The following is a 13,891-nucleotide window of genomic DNA, read 5'->3' on the forward strand; positions in this document are numbered from 1 at the left end:
CGAGACCAGCAACGGACAGCATGCTCTTACGCAAGATCGTGTTCATGGGGGTAGCTCCTTCGGGGGTAGGAACACCAGCGACACCGTTCCGGGGGCAGCGGTGACGCGGGTGTGAGCACCTCGTCGGGCGCTGCACTATCAAAGGGGGGAAAGTGTGGGGGGCGGCCTACGGCTGATCGCTCGTGGCGCCGGGGGCGGCCTGCGAGCGGGGGGCTCGTGGCGCCGGGACCGTGTGTAACGACCACCGAACCGGGGTCATTCCCGAGGCCCTCACCGGGGCCAGATAGCGGACCCGGGGGGCGAGCCCACGGTCGTTCGGGGGGTCTGCAACGACCCGGCCCGGCCAGCCATTCCCGCCCCGGTCGAGCGGGCGGGGGTGGCCGTGGTCCTGCGATCGTCAGGGTATGTAACGACCCCCGGCCCGCCACCATTCCGCGGCGCCGATGCGACCGGTCACAGCCCAACAGCCCTCAGAAACGGACACCCCACCCAAACGGACCCCACCCCGACCGGTCACACCGAACACGCCGGCTGATCGACTCCAGATCGGCGATACCGCGGCATCCGGCCAGCCGGACACCCCCACATCGCCGACACCGTGCCGATCAGGGCAACCCGACAGCGCCGGTCACGTCGACCAGGCCCGCCCGAACACACCCAACCCGGGACCAGGCCCGCCCGACGTCCCCGGGCACCGCGACCTGGGCGGAGGGTGCGGGTGTGATCGACTCGGGATCGTGAAGGGTGTCCCGGCCGTCCGGATAACCCGGTTTCCGACAACCCGAGTCGATCAACCCCCCGACGGGGGCCGCGTGACGAGTCGCTACCGGGGGCCCTTGAGAGGGATGACACAGGGCTGGCGCCCGTCGGAAGATCCGACGGGCGCCAGCCTGAGGTGCGCTCCGGGCACTGCCCGGTTGGTGTCAAGGCGATCAGTGCGCGGCCCCGCCGAAGCGCTGGCGGCGACGCCAGGCCATTGTCAGCAGCAGCATGATCGCGCCGGCGCCGACGAGGCCGCCGCCGAGCTTCATGGGCGTACCGATGCTGTCACCGGTGACGGGCAGCGGCTGCTTCTTGTCCAGCACCCGCAGCTGGGCCGTGGCGGTCCGGCCGGACTCCCGGCCCGTGGCGGTGAAGGTCAGCAGACCGGTCACCGACGGCTTGTAGCTCTTGGTGAAGTGGCCCTGGGCGTCGGTGAACGCCGTGAACTGCAGCGGCGCGCTCGCCTGGTACGCCACCGGCGCCATGGCCACTGTGGTGCCGTCGCTGCGGCGGACCGGCGCCTTGCCGGCGGCCGGGGCCGCGAACGGGGTCACGGTCACCGTGTGGTCGACGGTCTCGTTGGGGCCGAAGCCCGTCCCGGTCAGGATGACCGTCTCGCCGAGGAAGATCGTCGGCCGGTTGACGGTCAGGGCGGGCGGTTGCGGCGCGTATGGCGGCGGCTGGGGCGGATCGGTGGTCGCGGTGGGCTGCGGCTGCGGCTGCGGCTGTGCCGCCCCCGCTGCCGTCGGCACGGCCACCACGGCCAGGCCGACCGTGAGCGCCATGATGATGCGGGATAGCCGCATGATTGGTTCCCTCCTACTGGTCACAGCTTGGTGCGGAATGAACTTGGGTGGTCCATGGGCTGGCGGTGGGGGTCAGCCACAGCTCGGCCTGCCCGGCGCCGGTCTTGGCCGTCAGGACGGTGACCTCCAGCGCCCTCTCGGCGCCGGGGCCGATGTCGACGTTGGCCGTCGCGACCTGGCGGCGGCGTTCGATGCCACTGCCCACTGCCGTTTCGGTCCCGTCGAGCCGGGCGTCGAGCACGGATCCGCCAGCCGGACTGAAGATCGACACCAACGTGCGAGCGGTGTACGGATCGCCAGCCATACCGAGGCCGAGGATCGACTTGCTGAGCCCCGACTTCGGCGCCGTCGAGCGCAGGGTCACCCGCAGCCGGAGCTCGCGGCGGCCGTCGGGCCGGCATTCGCCGACCGTGAGGCTCGCCGTCGGCCGCAGGTAGTAGCCGAGTTTCGCGCCGCTGCCGTCGTTGAGAAACACGCCGACCGTCGGCACGGTGTCCTGTTCCGGGAGCGTCCCGGCCATCCGGCTGTCGCCGAAGGACCGCTGTTCTTCCGGGTGAGCACTCCAGAACAATATCCGGCGTTCCGTGATAGCACGGTCGAATGCGGACAACAACACCCTAGGGTTGACATTCTTCTTGAAGAAGGCATCAAACACCGCAGCCGCCGAGGACGCGAAGTACTGGTCCTGCTGCCTGGTGTCCAGCCGCTGGTAGGTCTCGTTGAGCAGGGTCTGCACGACCTTCTCGCTGGCCAGCGGCACACCACCGGGCACCAGCACCGGGCCGGTCGCCTTGAGCAGATAGGACAGGACCACCGGGTCGACGGCGAGCACGCCGTCGACAGTGATTCCGGTCTTGCGCCGGAACATCTCCCGGTACAGGGCGGCGGCGGTCGGGAAGTGCGGCGTGAGGTTCACGTCGGCGGGATAGATGCCCGGCAGGTCGGTCCAGACCGCCCGGGTCTCGGCGGGCAGCTTCAGTGCCGGGGTGAACTGGCCGAGGGAAGCGCTGCTGCCCTGCTGGCCCATCCGGACCCGACCGTTCTCGGCCTCGATCATCGCGTACGCGCCGAACATGCCGCCGGTGGCGCGCAGCTCGGCCAGGTTCTGCGAGACGAGCAGGTAGCGCCGCGAGCCACTCGCACCGAGCAGCGGCGGCAGCAGCCGTGCGCCCTGGTCGGCCGCAGCGGTGAGACTGGCCAACCGGTCGATCTCGCCACGTAGATCGGTCAGCGCCTGGCGCACCTGGTTGACCAGCCGGTCGGCGGGCACCGCGCTCAGGTCACGGCGGGTGCCCTGCACCGCGTCGTTCGCTCGGTTCAGCTCCGCGGAGACGGAGCTGAGCCGGGCCAGGTCCAACCGACCCCCGGTCGGCACCAGGCTGGTCAGGTCCGTCCGCAGCAGGGTCGGGAACGCCCGCCGGGCCAGGTCGTCGATGGCGATGGCGATCAGCCGGACCGCGTCGAGGTCGTCGCCGGCGATCGGGGTACGCCGACCGACCTTCCAGCTCGGGTCGGACGTGGCGGCTCGGGCCGCGCTGGACTGCTCCTGCAGGGCGGAGAGAGTCCGCAGAGCACGGTCGGTGTCCCCGCCGACCACCTGTGCGCTCAACTCCCGGGCCAGGCCGGCGGCGTTGAGCAGGTGCGCGCGCGCCTGCCAGCCCCGGAAGCCGATCCACCCGCCACTGGCCAGCAGCAGCGATCCGACCACTAGGGCGCCGAGCAGGGCCCGTCGCAGCCGCGCGCGCCGGCGACGCCGGGCTCGGCTTCGCCGTCGACGCGGCCGTTCGCTCTCCGTCACACCACACTCCCGTTTGCCAGAATCGGACAGTCCGCCTGATTCCCTGACGTTCTTAGCACGTTGCGAGGAATCTCGTACGGTTATGGGACTTCTCGTCCTTTACGCGAGGTTTCCTCGCGGCTCTCCTGCACCCTGCGGAACCCGGCCGGCGGCCTCGTGCAGCAACCGCTCGATGCGATCCACCCCGGCCGGCAACGACATCTCCCGCAGGTACGTCTGTCGGCCCCGACGGCCCATCTCGGTGCGCGCCGGCGGCGGGATGGTGGCGGCCAACCAGAACCGGTCGGCCAGCGCGGCCCAGTCCTCGGGAGGGCAGGACAGCCCGGCCCGGGCGCGCTCGACCAGCTCGGCGGTGTCCCCGCCGGCCGACGCCACCACCGGCGCGGCGCAGGAGAGCGCGGCCTGCAGCTTGCCGGGCACCATGCCCCGAAGCTCCGGCAGATCGCGCAGCATGATCAGCTGGTAGTCGGCGGCGGCGTACAGCTCGGGCATGTCGACCGGTGACCGCCGCTGAAGGAAGCGGACGTTCTCCGCCTGCAACTCGGCGGCGAGCCCTCGCACCCGCTGCTCATCCGCACCCGAACCGACCAGGACCAGATCCATGGTGCGGTCCAACGCCGCGGCGGCCCGTACCGCCGTCTCCAGCCCCTGGCGGGCGCCGATGGTCCCGGCGTGCATGACCACGCACCGGCGATCCCGGCGGACCATCTGCCGGGCCGCCGCGCCGGGTGTCGCCGGGTAGAAGATGCGCTCGTCGGTCCAGTTCAGCACCAGCTGGACCCGGGCCGGGTCGGCCCCGGCGGCGACCACCAGGTCCCGCATCGACGGTGCGGCCACCGCGACCCGCGCGGCCGTCCGGTAGATGCGGGTCATCGCGGCGCCCATCCGCGCCGACCAGCGGCCGTCGCCGTCCGCGTCCGCGCCGTCGCGTGCCCAGACATCCTGTACGTGCAGCACGGCCGGCACCTTCGGAAGCAGCCGGAACAGAGCGGCGGTGGCGAACGTGGTGGCCGGCAGCTGAAAGACGTAGAGCGCGTCCACGTCGCCGAGGAACCGACGCGCCGCCAGCGACGCGCTGCCCGCGAACGACAGGTAGCTGACCATCCGCCCGCCCGTGGAGGTGGCCCCGCCGGAGTAGCGCGGCACCCGCCGGACCGCCAGCCGTTGACTGTGCGTCTCGTGGTGCCAGCGCTGCCGCCACCCTGGATAGACGTGGCCGCCGGGGTAGTCCGGGAAGCCGGTGAGCACACGGACCTCGTGCCCGCGCGCGGCCAGCTCCTCCGCGAGACTGCCGGGGATGAAGGCGGGCTCGGGTGGAAAGTGGTACGACAGGATGCCGATCTTCACCGGGGCACCGCCGAGGACCACGGATCGGCCTCGGCCGGCGCGGCAGCACGTCCGGCGGGTGGTTGGCCCGCGTACGATGCCGACAACCCCTCCCCGCGCGGCCAGCGGCGTCGACGCACCACCCTCGGGGTGTGGCGACCCGCGTCCGCACCCACGAGAGGGCTCCCGATGGCCGATCGCGTGTTGTTCGTCTGCCACGCCAACCTGTGCCGCTCGCCGATGGCAGAGTTCCTGGCCCGCCGGTTGCTGGCCGACCGGCCCGTGCTGGTGTCCAGTGCCGGCACCGACGCGATGGACGGGATGGCGATGCACCCGTACGCGGCCCAGGTCGCGGCCGAGGGCAGCGGCGACCCGGCGGCCTTCGCCAGCCGGACGCTGCGTCCCGAACACCTCGCCGAGGCGACACTCGTGCTGACCGCGACGCGGCGGCAGCGGTCGATCTGCACGTCGCTGGCGCCCGGCGCGCTGCACCGGACGTTCACCCTGCGCCAGTTCGGCCGACTGGCGGCGGCGGCCGAGCCGCCCGCCGAGTCGCGCGACGACCCGCTGCGGGCCGCCATCGCCGCCGCCGCCCACGCCCGGGGGCGGTTGCAACCCGCCGCCCCGGACGCGGACGACCTGCGGGACCCGATCGGCGGGACCCCCGCCGACTTCCGTCGCTGCGCTGAGGAGATCGAACGCTCGCTACGACCCCTCGCCGCGCTCATCGGGGCAACCGGGTGAGTTCCTGGGTGCGGTCGCTGACGCCGTTGACGCCGGCGCCCTCGCTGTGCCGGGCGGCGGTGGCCCGGTCGGTCGGCACCGACGGCGTGGCCGTCGAGGTGACCACCCGGTAGGCCTCGTACTGGTACGCCTCGGCCTTGGCCACCTTGGCCATGTTCAGCACGCAGCCGAGCAACCGCACCGAGACCGAGTGCAGCGAGCGGGCCGCCGCGGCCACCTGGGTTCGCGACGTACGGCCCTGCTGACTCACCAGCAGCGCGCCGTCGGCCTGCACGGCCACCACGACACCGTCGGTCACTGCGAGCAGCGGCGCGGTGTCGATGATCACGATGTCCGCGCTCTCGCGCAGCGCGAGCAGCAGGTCCGCCATCGCCTTGGAGCCGAGCAGCTCGCTCGGGTTCGGCGGCGCGGAGCCGCTGGGCAGCACCAGCAGGGACTTGTCGCCCCAGCGCTGCACCACGTCACCGACCTGGACGTCGCCGACCAGCACGTCGGTGAGACCGACGCCCGCGTCCAGGCCCAGGTACTCGTCGACCTTCGGGCGGCGCAGGTCCGCATCGACCAGCAGCACCCGCCAGCCCGCCTCGGCCAGGGCGATGGCCAGGTTGCAGGAGAGGGTCGTCTTGCCCTCGCCCTGCAGGGCGCTGGTCACGGCGATGACCCGGGCCGGCTCGTGCACGTCCACGAAGCGCAGGTTGGTCCGCAGCTTGCGGACCGCCTCCGCGCGGGCCGACGTCGCGGCTTCGCCGACGATCAGCGGAGCGCTGCGGGCGGCGTTCTCGAACGGGATCTCACCGAGCAGTGGGCTTCCGGTGGCGCGTTGCAGGCCCGCGGCGTCGCGCAGGCGGACGTCGGCGACGCCGCGCAGGATCGCGAGGCCGACACCGAGCGCCAGACCGAGCAGACCGCCGAGCGTGAGGTTGCGGACGGGCTGTGGCGAGACAGGGCTGGCGCTGACCCGTGGGCCGCTGACCACCTCGATCTTGATCGGCGCCTTGCCCTCGGGCGGCGTCTCGACCTTCTGCACGAGCTCGACGAACTTCGCGGCGAGGGTTTCGGTCACCCGCAGCGCCCGCGCCTGGTCGGTGTCGGTGACGGAGGCGCGCAGCAGCACGGTGCCCGTCTCCGTGGAGGTGGTCACCCGGCGCTGCACCTCGTCCGCGGTGAGCCCGACCGGGGTCTCGGCCACCACGCTCTGCGCCAGGCGGTCGCTGCTGAGCAGGTCGGCGTACGACTTGACCCGCTGCTGAAGGAACAGACCACCCTGGTAGGCGTCGGTGACGCCCTGGTTGGGGGTGGTGACGAAGAAGGTCACCGAAGCGACGTACCGGGGCTGGGCCCGTACGGTCAGAAACGCCGAGACGCCCAGGGCCACCATGACGGTGACCAGCACGACCCACCAGTGCCGACGCACGTGGCGCAATTGGCGGAGCAGGTCCATCAGGAGTGCCTCCGTGCGGGTCCGGTTACGCCAAAGAACTTCACGAAAACCCCCAAGGTCGTCTGCCAACTCGTGAAACCATTAAAGCCCCTCATAGGGCTTATGTCCGGAGTTATGCATTTTCGAGGCGAACAAGTGCGCCCGCATGACCAACCCGACAAAGGGTCATTCGGCAGCGGCGACATCCGGGAAAAGTCCACGGCCGATCTCTGGCCGCCCCTCCCGGCCGCCGCGTGATCGCCCGCATGCCACCTTCGGAGGCGCACTGCTGCCCCTCGCGCTGATCTGGGCGAGGGCGCCGTGGGGGTCGAGTCGTACACCCGGGGCGCCCTGGCCCGACGGCGAGCGCTGGTGCCTCGACCTGGGCCGCGCCAATCGGGCTGCTGGCCGTCTTCGTTCTCGTGGCGAGCCTGGAACTCAAGCGCGAGTTCGTCGTCGGCGGGACTCGCGGGAGCCGCGCGGCGCTTGCGGTGGTGGTCGCCCTCGGCGGGATGGCGCTGCCCGCGCCGATCTACGCGGCGGTGGTCCGGACAGCGGGCGGGGAGGGGTTGCGCGGTCGGGCTATCCCGATTGCCACCGACATTGCCCGCATGCTGGCCGCGCGCACGGTGGTCAACTCACACCTGGCAGCGGCCGGCGGGGGTGGTCACGGACGAGCTGCCTTCACTCAGGTCGGTCGTGACCGGAACGGCGCCGGCGGTCGCCCCGTGCGGGCGACCGCCGTTGTGCGTGACGCGTCAGCGGCGGCGCTCGCTGGGACGACGCTTCTCGGTCTCGTCGGCCAGCGCGTCGGTCTCCGGCGCGGTGAGATCGTCGCCGGGCACCGCCACCTCCTCCGCGAGGTCCTGCTCGTCAGGCTTGCCGCCGGGCTGGGGCTCGGGAGCGGTGGCGCCGCCGGCGTAGCCGTACTCGTTCGGTTCGTCGTGCCGGCTCATGTGGTTATCCTCCCGCTTTTCCCTGTTTCGCTGCTACTGCCCACGGTAAGTGGTGATCGTCCTCGGCGCAGCGCGGCGGGGATTGTCGGCGCGACCACGGCGGCGCGAGACTCAACGCCGCCGCGAGCAGTTGGCGCAGCGCGACGATCGCCGCCGCGGCGGCCAGGCCACCCCACTGCGGATCACCGGCCAGGCGGAGCAGGCCGGCCGCCGTGAGCAGGTCCAGCAGCACCCGGACCGCGACCCGGACGGCACCGGTGCACAGAGCCGTGACCACACCGGCGACCAGGGCCAGGGCGGTCACCACCTCGACCAGCGCATCGATCACGGCCGCCGCTGCCCGTCGGTGACCTGCCGCTGCTCCTGCCGGATCTCCCGGCCCAGGAAGTAGTTCAGCGCCGTCCGGATCGTGGCGATCGCCGCCAGCTGGCCGATCTGGGTGAACGACGGTGACACCGCGGTGCGCAGGACGTCGGCGGCCAGCTGGAACTCCAGACCGAGGGTCAGAAACCGGCCCAGGGACAGTCGGATCGGAGTGAAGACGGCGGCGGTGCGGTGTCGCAGCCCTTCGACAGCGAACCGCACCGCCGCCCACACGGCACCCACGAAGATCACCAGGGCTCCGGCCACCTCCACCACGGCGACCAGCACCTCGTCGCCGTGGCGCAGCAGCTCCGCCGGCTCCACCCGGAGCCGTTACCCGCCAGCGGGGCGGCTAGTCGAAGCTCAGGTCAGCTCGTTGACGGCCTCCAGGATCAGCCAGAGGCCACTGATGGCGAAGAGCACCGCGGCGCCGTACTTGATGGTCTTCTCCGGCAGGCGACGACCGAGCATCCGACCAACCAGGATGGCCAGCGCGTCCGCGGCGACCATGCCGATCGTGGAGCCGAGCCAGGTGCCGAACCAGCCGTACTTGGTGGCCAGGGTGATCGTCGCGAGCATCGTCTTGTCGCCCAGCTCGGCCAGGAAGAACGCCACCGACACCGCCACGATCGCGGTCTTGCTGGTCTTCTCGGCCTTGCGCTTCTCCTCCTCGGTGAGCGTGTCACCGCGCAGGGTCCACGCGCCGAAGCCGAGGAACGCCACACCGGCCACCAGGGAGATCCACTCGGTGGGTAGCACGGCGCCGAGGCCCGAACCGATGGCGACCGACGCCAGGTGCACCACGGCCGTGGCGACGGTGATGCCGATCAGCACCGGAATCGGTTTGAACCGCGTGGCGAACGTCAGCGCCATCAGCTGGGACTTGTCTCCCAGCTCGGCCACGAAAATGACACCGAAGCTGATGACCAGCGCGGCGAGGAATCCCTCCATGACATCCTTCCCGTTCACGCCGGGAGGAGGTACGGGGGCGCCCTCGACCCGGCTGCAACAGCCTGAGTCGAAGGTCTCGCCCGCCCCGGAGACCGGGGCCGCGTGGCCGGGTGCGGAACGCACCAGTATGTCGACCACGACATTGAGGGCTACTCCCCTTCGCGCGACCAGCCTAACCGATCACCGAGCGGCCCGGACGTCGTGGGTGAACAGCCTCATCGCGCCCGGGCCAACGTCACCCCGAAGAGCCCGTCCGGGTCGGTCCAGAAGTTCGTCGCCGCGAAGCCCGCGTCGCGCAGCTCGGCGGCCACCCCCTCCGGGCGGAACTTCGCCGATACCTCCGTCCGCAGCTCCTCCCCCGCGGCGAACTGGACCGTCAGGTCCAGCACGCGGACCTGCATCGGGCGCGTCGCCCGCAGCCGCATCTCGATCCACTCGTGGTCGGCATCCCAGCGGGCGACGTGCTCGAACGCCTCCGGGTCGAAGTCGGCGCCCAGCTCCCGGTTGATCACGTACAGCACGTTGCGGTTGAACTCGGCCGTGACCCCGGCCGCGTCGTCGTACGCGGGCACGATCACCGACGGGTCCTTCACGAGGTCGGTGCCGAGCAGCAGCCAGTCGCCGACCTCCAGCGCGGCGCGCATCGCGGCCAGGAAGTCGGCCCGCTCGGCCGGCAGCAGGTTGCCGATCGTGCCGCCCAGGAACACCACCAACCGCCGACCGCCGGTGGGCAGCCGGTCGAGCTGACGGGTGAAGTCCCCCACGATGCCCCGGACCCGCAGCCCCGGATAGTCGGCGGCGATCTGCGCGGTCGACCCCATCAGGGCGCTGACCGACACGTCCAGCGGGACGAACGTGCCCAGGCCGCCCTGACGGGTGAACGCGTCCAGCAGCAGCAGAGTCTTCTCCGATGAGCCGGAGCCCAGCTCGATCAGGGTCTTGGCGCCGGTCAGCGCCGCCACGTCCGGTGCGTGCTCGGCCAGCACCGCCCGCTCCGCCCGGGTCGGGTAGTACTCGGGCAGCCGGGTGATCTCCTCGAACAGCTCGCTGCCCCGCGAGTCGTAGAACCACTTCGGCGGCAGCCACTTCGGCTCGGCGGTCAACCCGGCCCGGACGTCCTGACGTAGACCACGCTCCAGCTCCTGCGGCTCAAGGTAGATCTCCAACGGTTCCGCGGTCATCGGTCCTGCCTCTCTGCTCAGTCACACACCTCGCGTTGCCCGACCGGTGCGGCTCACCGGTCGGCAGTGGGCACATCCGCACCTCGTCCACGGTGGCGGTGACCAGGTGCCCCTCCGGCACCGGCCGCCACCGCGGGTCGTCGTCGTGTGGCTCGGAGGCCAGCAGCACCGAGCCCGCCGCCGCACGCACCGACAGCGCGTGGCCGAACGTGGTGGCCACCACCCGCCGCCCGTCGGTGAGCAGCACGTTCAGCCGCGACCCCGGGGCGGCCACGGCGACCTCGGCCACCGTCCGGGCCACCGCCTCCGCCGCGTCGTCACCGGCGCGCAGCCGGTGCCGCACCAGCGCCCACAGCAGCGCCGAGTCGGTGGCCGCGTCCAGGGTCAGCAGGTCACGCACCGGCAGGCCGGCGGCGAGCGGCACCACCGCGTCCGGCCAGCCCCGGACCACACCGTTGTGGCTGAACAGCCACCGGCCCTCGGCGAACGGCGCGGCGGCGCCGTCGAGCACCGCCATCCCGACGGTGGCCGAGCGAACCGCGGCCAGCACCGCGCCGGCGCGGGTCACCGCCGCCAGCTCGGCGATCGTCGGGTCGCTCCAGATCGGCTGGGCACGCCGGTACCGCACCGGCTCGCCGTCGCTCGGATACCAGCCGACGCCGAACCCGTCGGCGTTGATCGTGCCGCCGCCGCGCATGTCGCGAGGCGCCCAGGACTGGCGTACGAGCGCGTGCGCCGGCTCGAAGAGCAACTCGGCAAGCGTGACCGGCGGCCCCAGATAGGCCAGGTGACGGCACATCAGCGCGATCCGGCCGCCGCCGCGCCGGCCCGGTGCGGCGTCACCGGTGCGACTCGTCCGGTGCGGCGTCCCGGGCGCAGCGGAAGCCGCTGAAGATCTGCCGCCGGATCGGATAGTCCCAGTTGCGGAACGTCCCCCGGCAGGCCGACCGGTCCGTGCCGAACGAGCCGCCGCGCAGCACCCGGTAGTCGTCGCCGAAGAAGACCTCCGAGTATTCGCGGTAGGGGAACGCGGTGAACCCGGGATGCCCGCGGAAGGTGGTCGACGTCCACTCCCAGACGTCCCCGATGAGCTGGTGCACGCCCAGCGGCGACGCGCCGGCCGGGTACGCGCCCACCGGCGCCGGCCGCAGGTGACGTTGGTCGAGGTTCGCGTGCGCCTCGGTCGGGTCCCCGTCGCCCCACGGGTAGCGGCGCGACCGCCCGGTCGCCGGGTCCCACCGGGCGGCCTTCTCCCACTCCGCCTCGGTCGGCAGACGCTTACCGGCCCACGCGGCGTACGCCTGCGCCTCGTAGAAGCACGCGTGCACCACCGGCTCGTCGGCGCGCACCGGATCCCACCGGCCGAAACGCCGGTACGCCCAGCCGTCGCCGTCGCGGCGCCAGTGCATCGGCGCGACGAGCTGCTCGGAAACCCGGTGCTCCCAACCCGCCGCGCTCCACCAGCGGGGGTCGTCGTAGCCGCCGTCGGCGATGAACGCCTCGTACTCGCCGTTGGTGACCGGCGCGGCGTCGATGACGTACGCGGGCAGGTCGACGCGGTGCGCGGGACGTTCGTTGTCCAGGGCCCAGGGGTCGGTGTCGGTGCCCATCGTGAACTCCCCGGCCGGCACCAGCACCTCACCGCCGACGCGGGCGGTCGGCTCGGGTGGTGGCGGGGCGTGCAGAACCGCCGCGCCCGCGCGCAGCTGGTGGGTCGCGAGCATCGTCTCGTCGTGCTGCTGCTCGTGCTGGACGATCATGCCGAAGGCGAACCCGTCGGCGACCAGCGGCCGGTCGGTGAAGCTCACGGCGTCGAGCAGGTCGTGCACCTTGTCCCGGACCGTGCCCAGGTAGGCCCGCGCCTCCGCCGGTGGCAGCAGCGGCAGCGCGGGCCGGTCGCGGCGGGGCTGCTTGAACGCGTCGTACAGCTCGTCGATGTCGCAGCGGACCGGCTCGCGGCCACCCACATCACGGACCAGCCAGAGTTCCTCCTGGTTGCCGACGTGCGCCAGATCCCAGACCAACGGCGACATCAACGGAGAGTGCTGGCGCATCAGGTCGGCGTCGTCGACCGCCTCGGTCAGCAGGGCGGTGCGGGACCGGGCGCGCGCCAACTCCGCCGCGATCCGCCCCCGCAACCGCTCCCCCTCGGGATGGTCCGTCGTGCCCACACTCACCGTCTCGCCGTTCACCGGTCTCCCCTCCGTTCGCGACTGCGGGGCTCGCAACCCCGGCTCACTCCTCGCGCTCACCGGTCTCCCCTCCGTTCGCGACTGCGGGGCTCGCAACCCCGGCTCACTCCTCGCGCTCACCGGTCTCCCCTCTGCGCGGCGGCCAGCCGCCGTCGTACGCCTCGTTGGACCTCGTCGTGGATGCCGGCCGGCAGCTCCAGCCGGGGCAGGGCGGCCAGGGCCAGGTCGAGCAGCGCGGCCGCGGCGGCGGCCAGCGTCGGGTCGGACAGGCCGTGCCGCGCGGCCGCCGACCAGCGGTGCGCCACCGGCGCGCCGATCGTGTACGCCGCGCGCACGGTGCCCGCGTCGGTGAACAGCGCGCTCAGCACCGCCAGCGGGAGACGCCAGTCCCGGTCGGGCTGGGCGTCCAGATAGCGCAGTTCCAGATAGCCGCGCGGGCGCACGGGTGGAAAAAGGGTGCTGACGTGGTAATCAAGATCGTCGGTGGTGGGCGGACGGGGCAGCGCGCCGTCGAGCCAGTCGGCGAAGGTGACACCCGGCGGCGGGGCCCAGTCCGGGCCGCGTCGGCGCAGGCAGAGCAGCGGCGCGGCAAGCACGTACCGGATCCAGGTGGTCGTCGGATCCTCGTCGGCATTGCCGGGCACCCACACCGGGCGGGTGCGGGCCGGGTCGATGGCGAGCCAGGCGGCCATGCGCGCGGACGCCCAACCGGTGCGCCGCCCGGCGTGCCGGCTGGCCGAGGCGAACGCCGCGAGCAACGGCGGCCCGACCGCGTGGGCCGCCGCCCAGCGCGCCGCGACCTGGTCCGGCTCGCCGATGTCGAGGCAGACCTGCAGACCGGCGGTGCTGTACATCATCGTCCGGCCGGCCGGACCCCGCCGGTCGAAGGCGCGACGCATGGCGCGGTAGCGGGGAGTGTCCACCACTGGGCGGGGCCGACGGTGCGGGTCGATTCCGCTGCGGCCGAGAGTCAGCCCGGCGGCGGCCAGCAGGCCGGTGACCTGGGCGATGTCGGCCTCGGTGGCCTGGATCAGCGCGCCTGTCGAAGAGCGCGGCGGGGTGGATATCTCCAGCTGGCCGCCCGGTTCGAGGGTCACCGTGCCGCCGTGTCGCAGCGGCTCGGCGGGGCTCGTCGGGTCCAGCGTGACGGGGCTGTGGCGCCCCAGCGCCGCCCGCAGCCGCACCGGGTCGACCGGTCGGGCAGGGTCGGCGGCGTCGTGCACGGTCCATTCCAGTTCGACGCCGGTGTATGTCGGGGGGCCGGTCTTGAAGCAGATGCCCGCGAGATGTCGGCCTGCCGCCGCGGACTCACGCAAGATCGCGCTGCGATCCAGCTCGGGCGACGTCACCATCGGTGCAGCCTCCTTCGTCGTGCGCCAACTCCGGAACACT

At 72.4% G+C, this 13,891-nt stretch carries 13 protein-coding genes and 1 pseudogene; 2 read left to right on the top strand and 12 right to left on the bottom strand.

What is annotated here, in order from left to right; genetic code table 11:
• Window positions 1-932 precede the first annotated feature (932 nt).
• From ACGGAQ_RS16355 to ACGGAQ_RS16365, 3 genes are all read right to left on the bottom strand, one after another.
• The gene (locus ACGGAQ_RS16355; RefSeq protein WP_393049681.1) at window positions 933-1,568 is read right to left on the bottom strand and encodes a hypothetical protein; all 636 of its coding nucleotides are present in this window, start codon (window positions 1,566-1,568) and stop codon (window positions 933-935) included.
• Window positions 1,569-1,581: 13 nt separating this feature from the next.
• Window positions 1,582-3,366: a DUF4012 domain-containing protein gene (locus ACGGAQ_RS16360; RefSeq protein WP_393049683.1), complete on the bottom strand. Its 1,785-nt coding sequence runs from the start codon at window positions 3,364-3,366 to the stop codon at window positions 1,582-1,584.
• Between the two features lie 99 nt (window positions 3,367-3,465).
• On the bottom strand, window positions 3,466-4,713 hold the full coding sequence (locus ACGGAQ_RS16365) for a glycosyltransferase family 4 protein (RefSeq protein WP_393049686.1): 1,248 nt from the start codon (window positions 4,711-4,713) through the stop codon (window positions 3,466-3,468).
• Between the two features lie 168 nt (window positions 4,714-4,881).
• On the opposite strand from ACGGAQ_RS16365, the gene ACGGAQ_RS16370 reads away from it, so the two are divergent.
• Window positions 4,882-5,436: a low molecular weight phosphatase family protein gene (locus ACGGAQ_RS16370; RefSeq protein WP_393049689.1), complete on the top strand. Its 555-nt coding sequence runs from the start codon at window positions 4,882-4,884 to the stop codon at window positions 5,434-5,436.
• On the opposite strand, the gene ACGGAQ_RS16375 is transcribed toward ACGGAQ_RS16370, so the two are convergent.
• The gene (locus ACGGAQ_RS16375; RefSeq protein WP_393049691.1) at window positions 5,417-6,877 is read right to left on the bottom strand and encodes a polysaccharide biosynthesis tyrosine autokinase; all 1,461 of its coding nucleotides are present in this window, start codon (window positions 6,875-6,877) and stop codon (window positions 5,417-5,419) included. The genes ACGGAQ_RS16370 and ACGGAQ_RS16375 overlap by 20 nt on opposite strands.
• Before the next feature lie 401 nt (window positions 6,878-7,278).
• On the opposite strand from ACGGAQ_RS16375, the pseudogene ACGGAQ_RS16380 reads away from it, so the two are divergent.
• Window positions 7,279-7,446, top strand: a pseudogene (locus ACGGAQ_RS16380) (Na+/H+ antiporter NhaA); the annotation flags it as partial.
• 168 nt (window positions 7,447-7,614) lie between these two features.
• Here the strand turns inward: ACGGAQ_RS16380 and ACGGAQ_RS16385 are convergent.
• From ACGGAQ_RS16385 to egtA, 8 genes are all read right to left on the bottom strand, one after another.
• The gene (locus ACGGAQ_RS16385) at window positions 7,615-7,812 is read right to left on the bottom strand and encodes a hypothetical protein (RefSeq protein WP_354862937.1); all 198 of its coding nucleotides are present in this window, start codon (window positions 7,810-7,812) and stop codon (window positions 7,615-7,617) included.
• Between the two features lie 4 nt (window positions 7,813-7,816).
• Window positions 7,817-8,140 (bottom strand): hypothetical protein, encoded by a 324-nt coding sequence (locus ACGGAQ_RS16390; RefSeq protein ID WP_393049694.1) that lies wholly within the window; start codon window positions 8,138-8,140, stop codon window positions 7,817-7,819.
• Window positions 8,137-8,499, bottom strand: a complete 363-nt coding sequence (locus tag ACGGAQ_RS16395) for a DUF1622 domain-containing protein (protein ID WP_354862934.1) — start codon at window positions 8,497-8,499, stop codon at window positions 8,137-8,139. The genes ACGGAQ_RS16390 and ACGGAQ_RS16395 overlap by 4 nt, the downstream gene beginning before the upstream one ends.
• Before the next feature lie 39 nt (window positions 8,500-8,538).
• The gene (locus ACGGAQ_RS16400) at window positions 8,539-9,126 is read right to left on the bottom strand and encodes a TMEM165/GDT1 family protein (RefSeq protein ID WP_355137162.1); all 588 of its coding nucleotides are present in this window, start codon (window positions 9,124-9,126) and stop codon (window positions 8,539-8,541) included.
• A gap of 215 nt (window positions 9,127-9,341) precedes the next feature.
• Complete coding sequence (gene egtD / locus ACGGAQ_RS16405; RefSeq protein WP_393049697.1) at window positions 9,342-10,307, bottom strand: L-histidine N(alpha)-methyltransferase; 966 nt, start codon at window positions 10,305-10,307, stop codon at window positions 9,342-9,344.
• Window positions 10,276-11,106: an ergothioneine biosynthesis protein EgtC gene (egtC, locus tag ACGGAQ_RS16410; RefSeq protein ID WP_393049700.1), complete on the bottom strand. Its 831-nt coding sequence runs from the start codon at window positions 11,104-11,106 to the stop codon at window positions 10,276-10,278. The genes egtD and egtC overlap by 32 nt, the downstream gene beginning before the upstream one ends.
• A gap of 40 nt (window positions 11,107-11,146) precedes the next feature.
• A complete protein-coding gene (egtB, locus tag ACGGAQ_RS16415; protein WP_393049702.1) occupies window positions 11,147-12,499 on the bottom strand; it encodes an ergothioneine biosynthesis protein EgtB in 1,353 nt (450 codons plus the stop codon).
• 116 nt (window positions 12,500-12,615) lie between these two features.
• Window positions 12,616-13,851 (bottom strand): ergothioneine biosynthesis glutamate--cysteine ligase EgtA, encoded by a 1,236-nt coding sequence (gene egtA, locus ACGGAQ_RS16420; RefSeq protein ID WP_393049705.1) that lies wholly within the window; start codon window positions 13,849-13,851, stop codon window positions 12,616-12,618.
• Window positions 13,852-13,891: the final 40 nt, after the last annotated feature.

The organism is Micromonospora sp. NPDC047557, from assembly GCF_043205095.1.
Taxonomy (GTDB): Bacteria; Actinomycetota; Actinomycetes; order Mycobacteriales; family Micromonosporaceae; genus Micromonospora.

Bases quoted from the DNA above. Each gene is read 5' to 3' on its own strand.
- egtA (WP_393049705.1), bottom strand. From the start codon at position 13,851: ATGGTGACGTCGCCCGAGCTGGATCGCAGCGCGATCTTGCGTGAGTCC.
- egtD (WP_393049697.1), bottom strand. From the start codon at position 10,307: ATGACCGCGGAACCGTTGGAGATCTACCTTGAGCCGCAGGAGCTGGAG.
- ACGGAQ_RS16370 (WP_393049689.1), top strand. From the start codon at position 4,882: ATGGCCGATCGCGTGTTGTTCGTCTGCCACGCCAACCTGTGCCGCTCG.
- ACGGAQ_RS16375 (WP_393049691.1), bottom strand. From the start codon at position 6,877: ATGGACCTGCTCCGCCAATTGCGCCACGTGCGTCGGCACTGGTGGGTC.
- egtC (WP_393049700.1), bottom strand. From the start codon at position 11,106: ATGTGCCGTCACCTGGCCTATCTGGGGCCGCCGGTCACGCTTGCCGAG.
- ACGGAQ_RS16355 (WP_393049681.1), bottom strand. From the start codon at position 1,568: ATGCGGCTATCCCGCATCATCATGGCGCTCACGGTCGGCCTGGCCGTG.
- ACGGAQ_RS16385 (WP_354862937.1), bottom strand. From the start codon at position 7,812: ATGAGCCGGCACGACGAACCGAACGAGTACGGCTACGCCGGCGGCGCC.
- ACGGAQ_RS16400 (WP_355137162.1), bottom strand. From the start codon at position 9,126: ATGGAGGGATTCCTCGCCGCGCTGGTCATCAGCTTCGGTGTCATTTTC.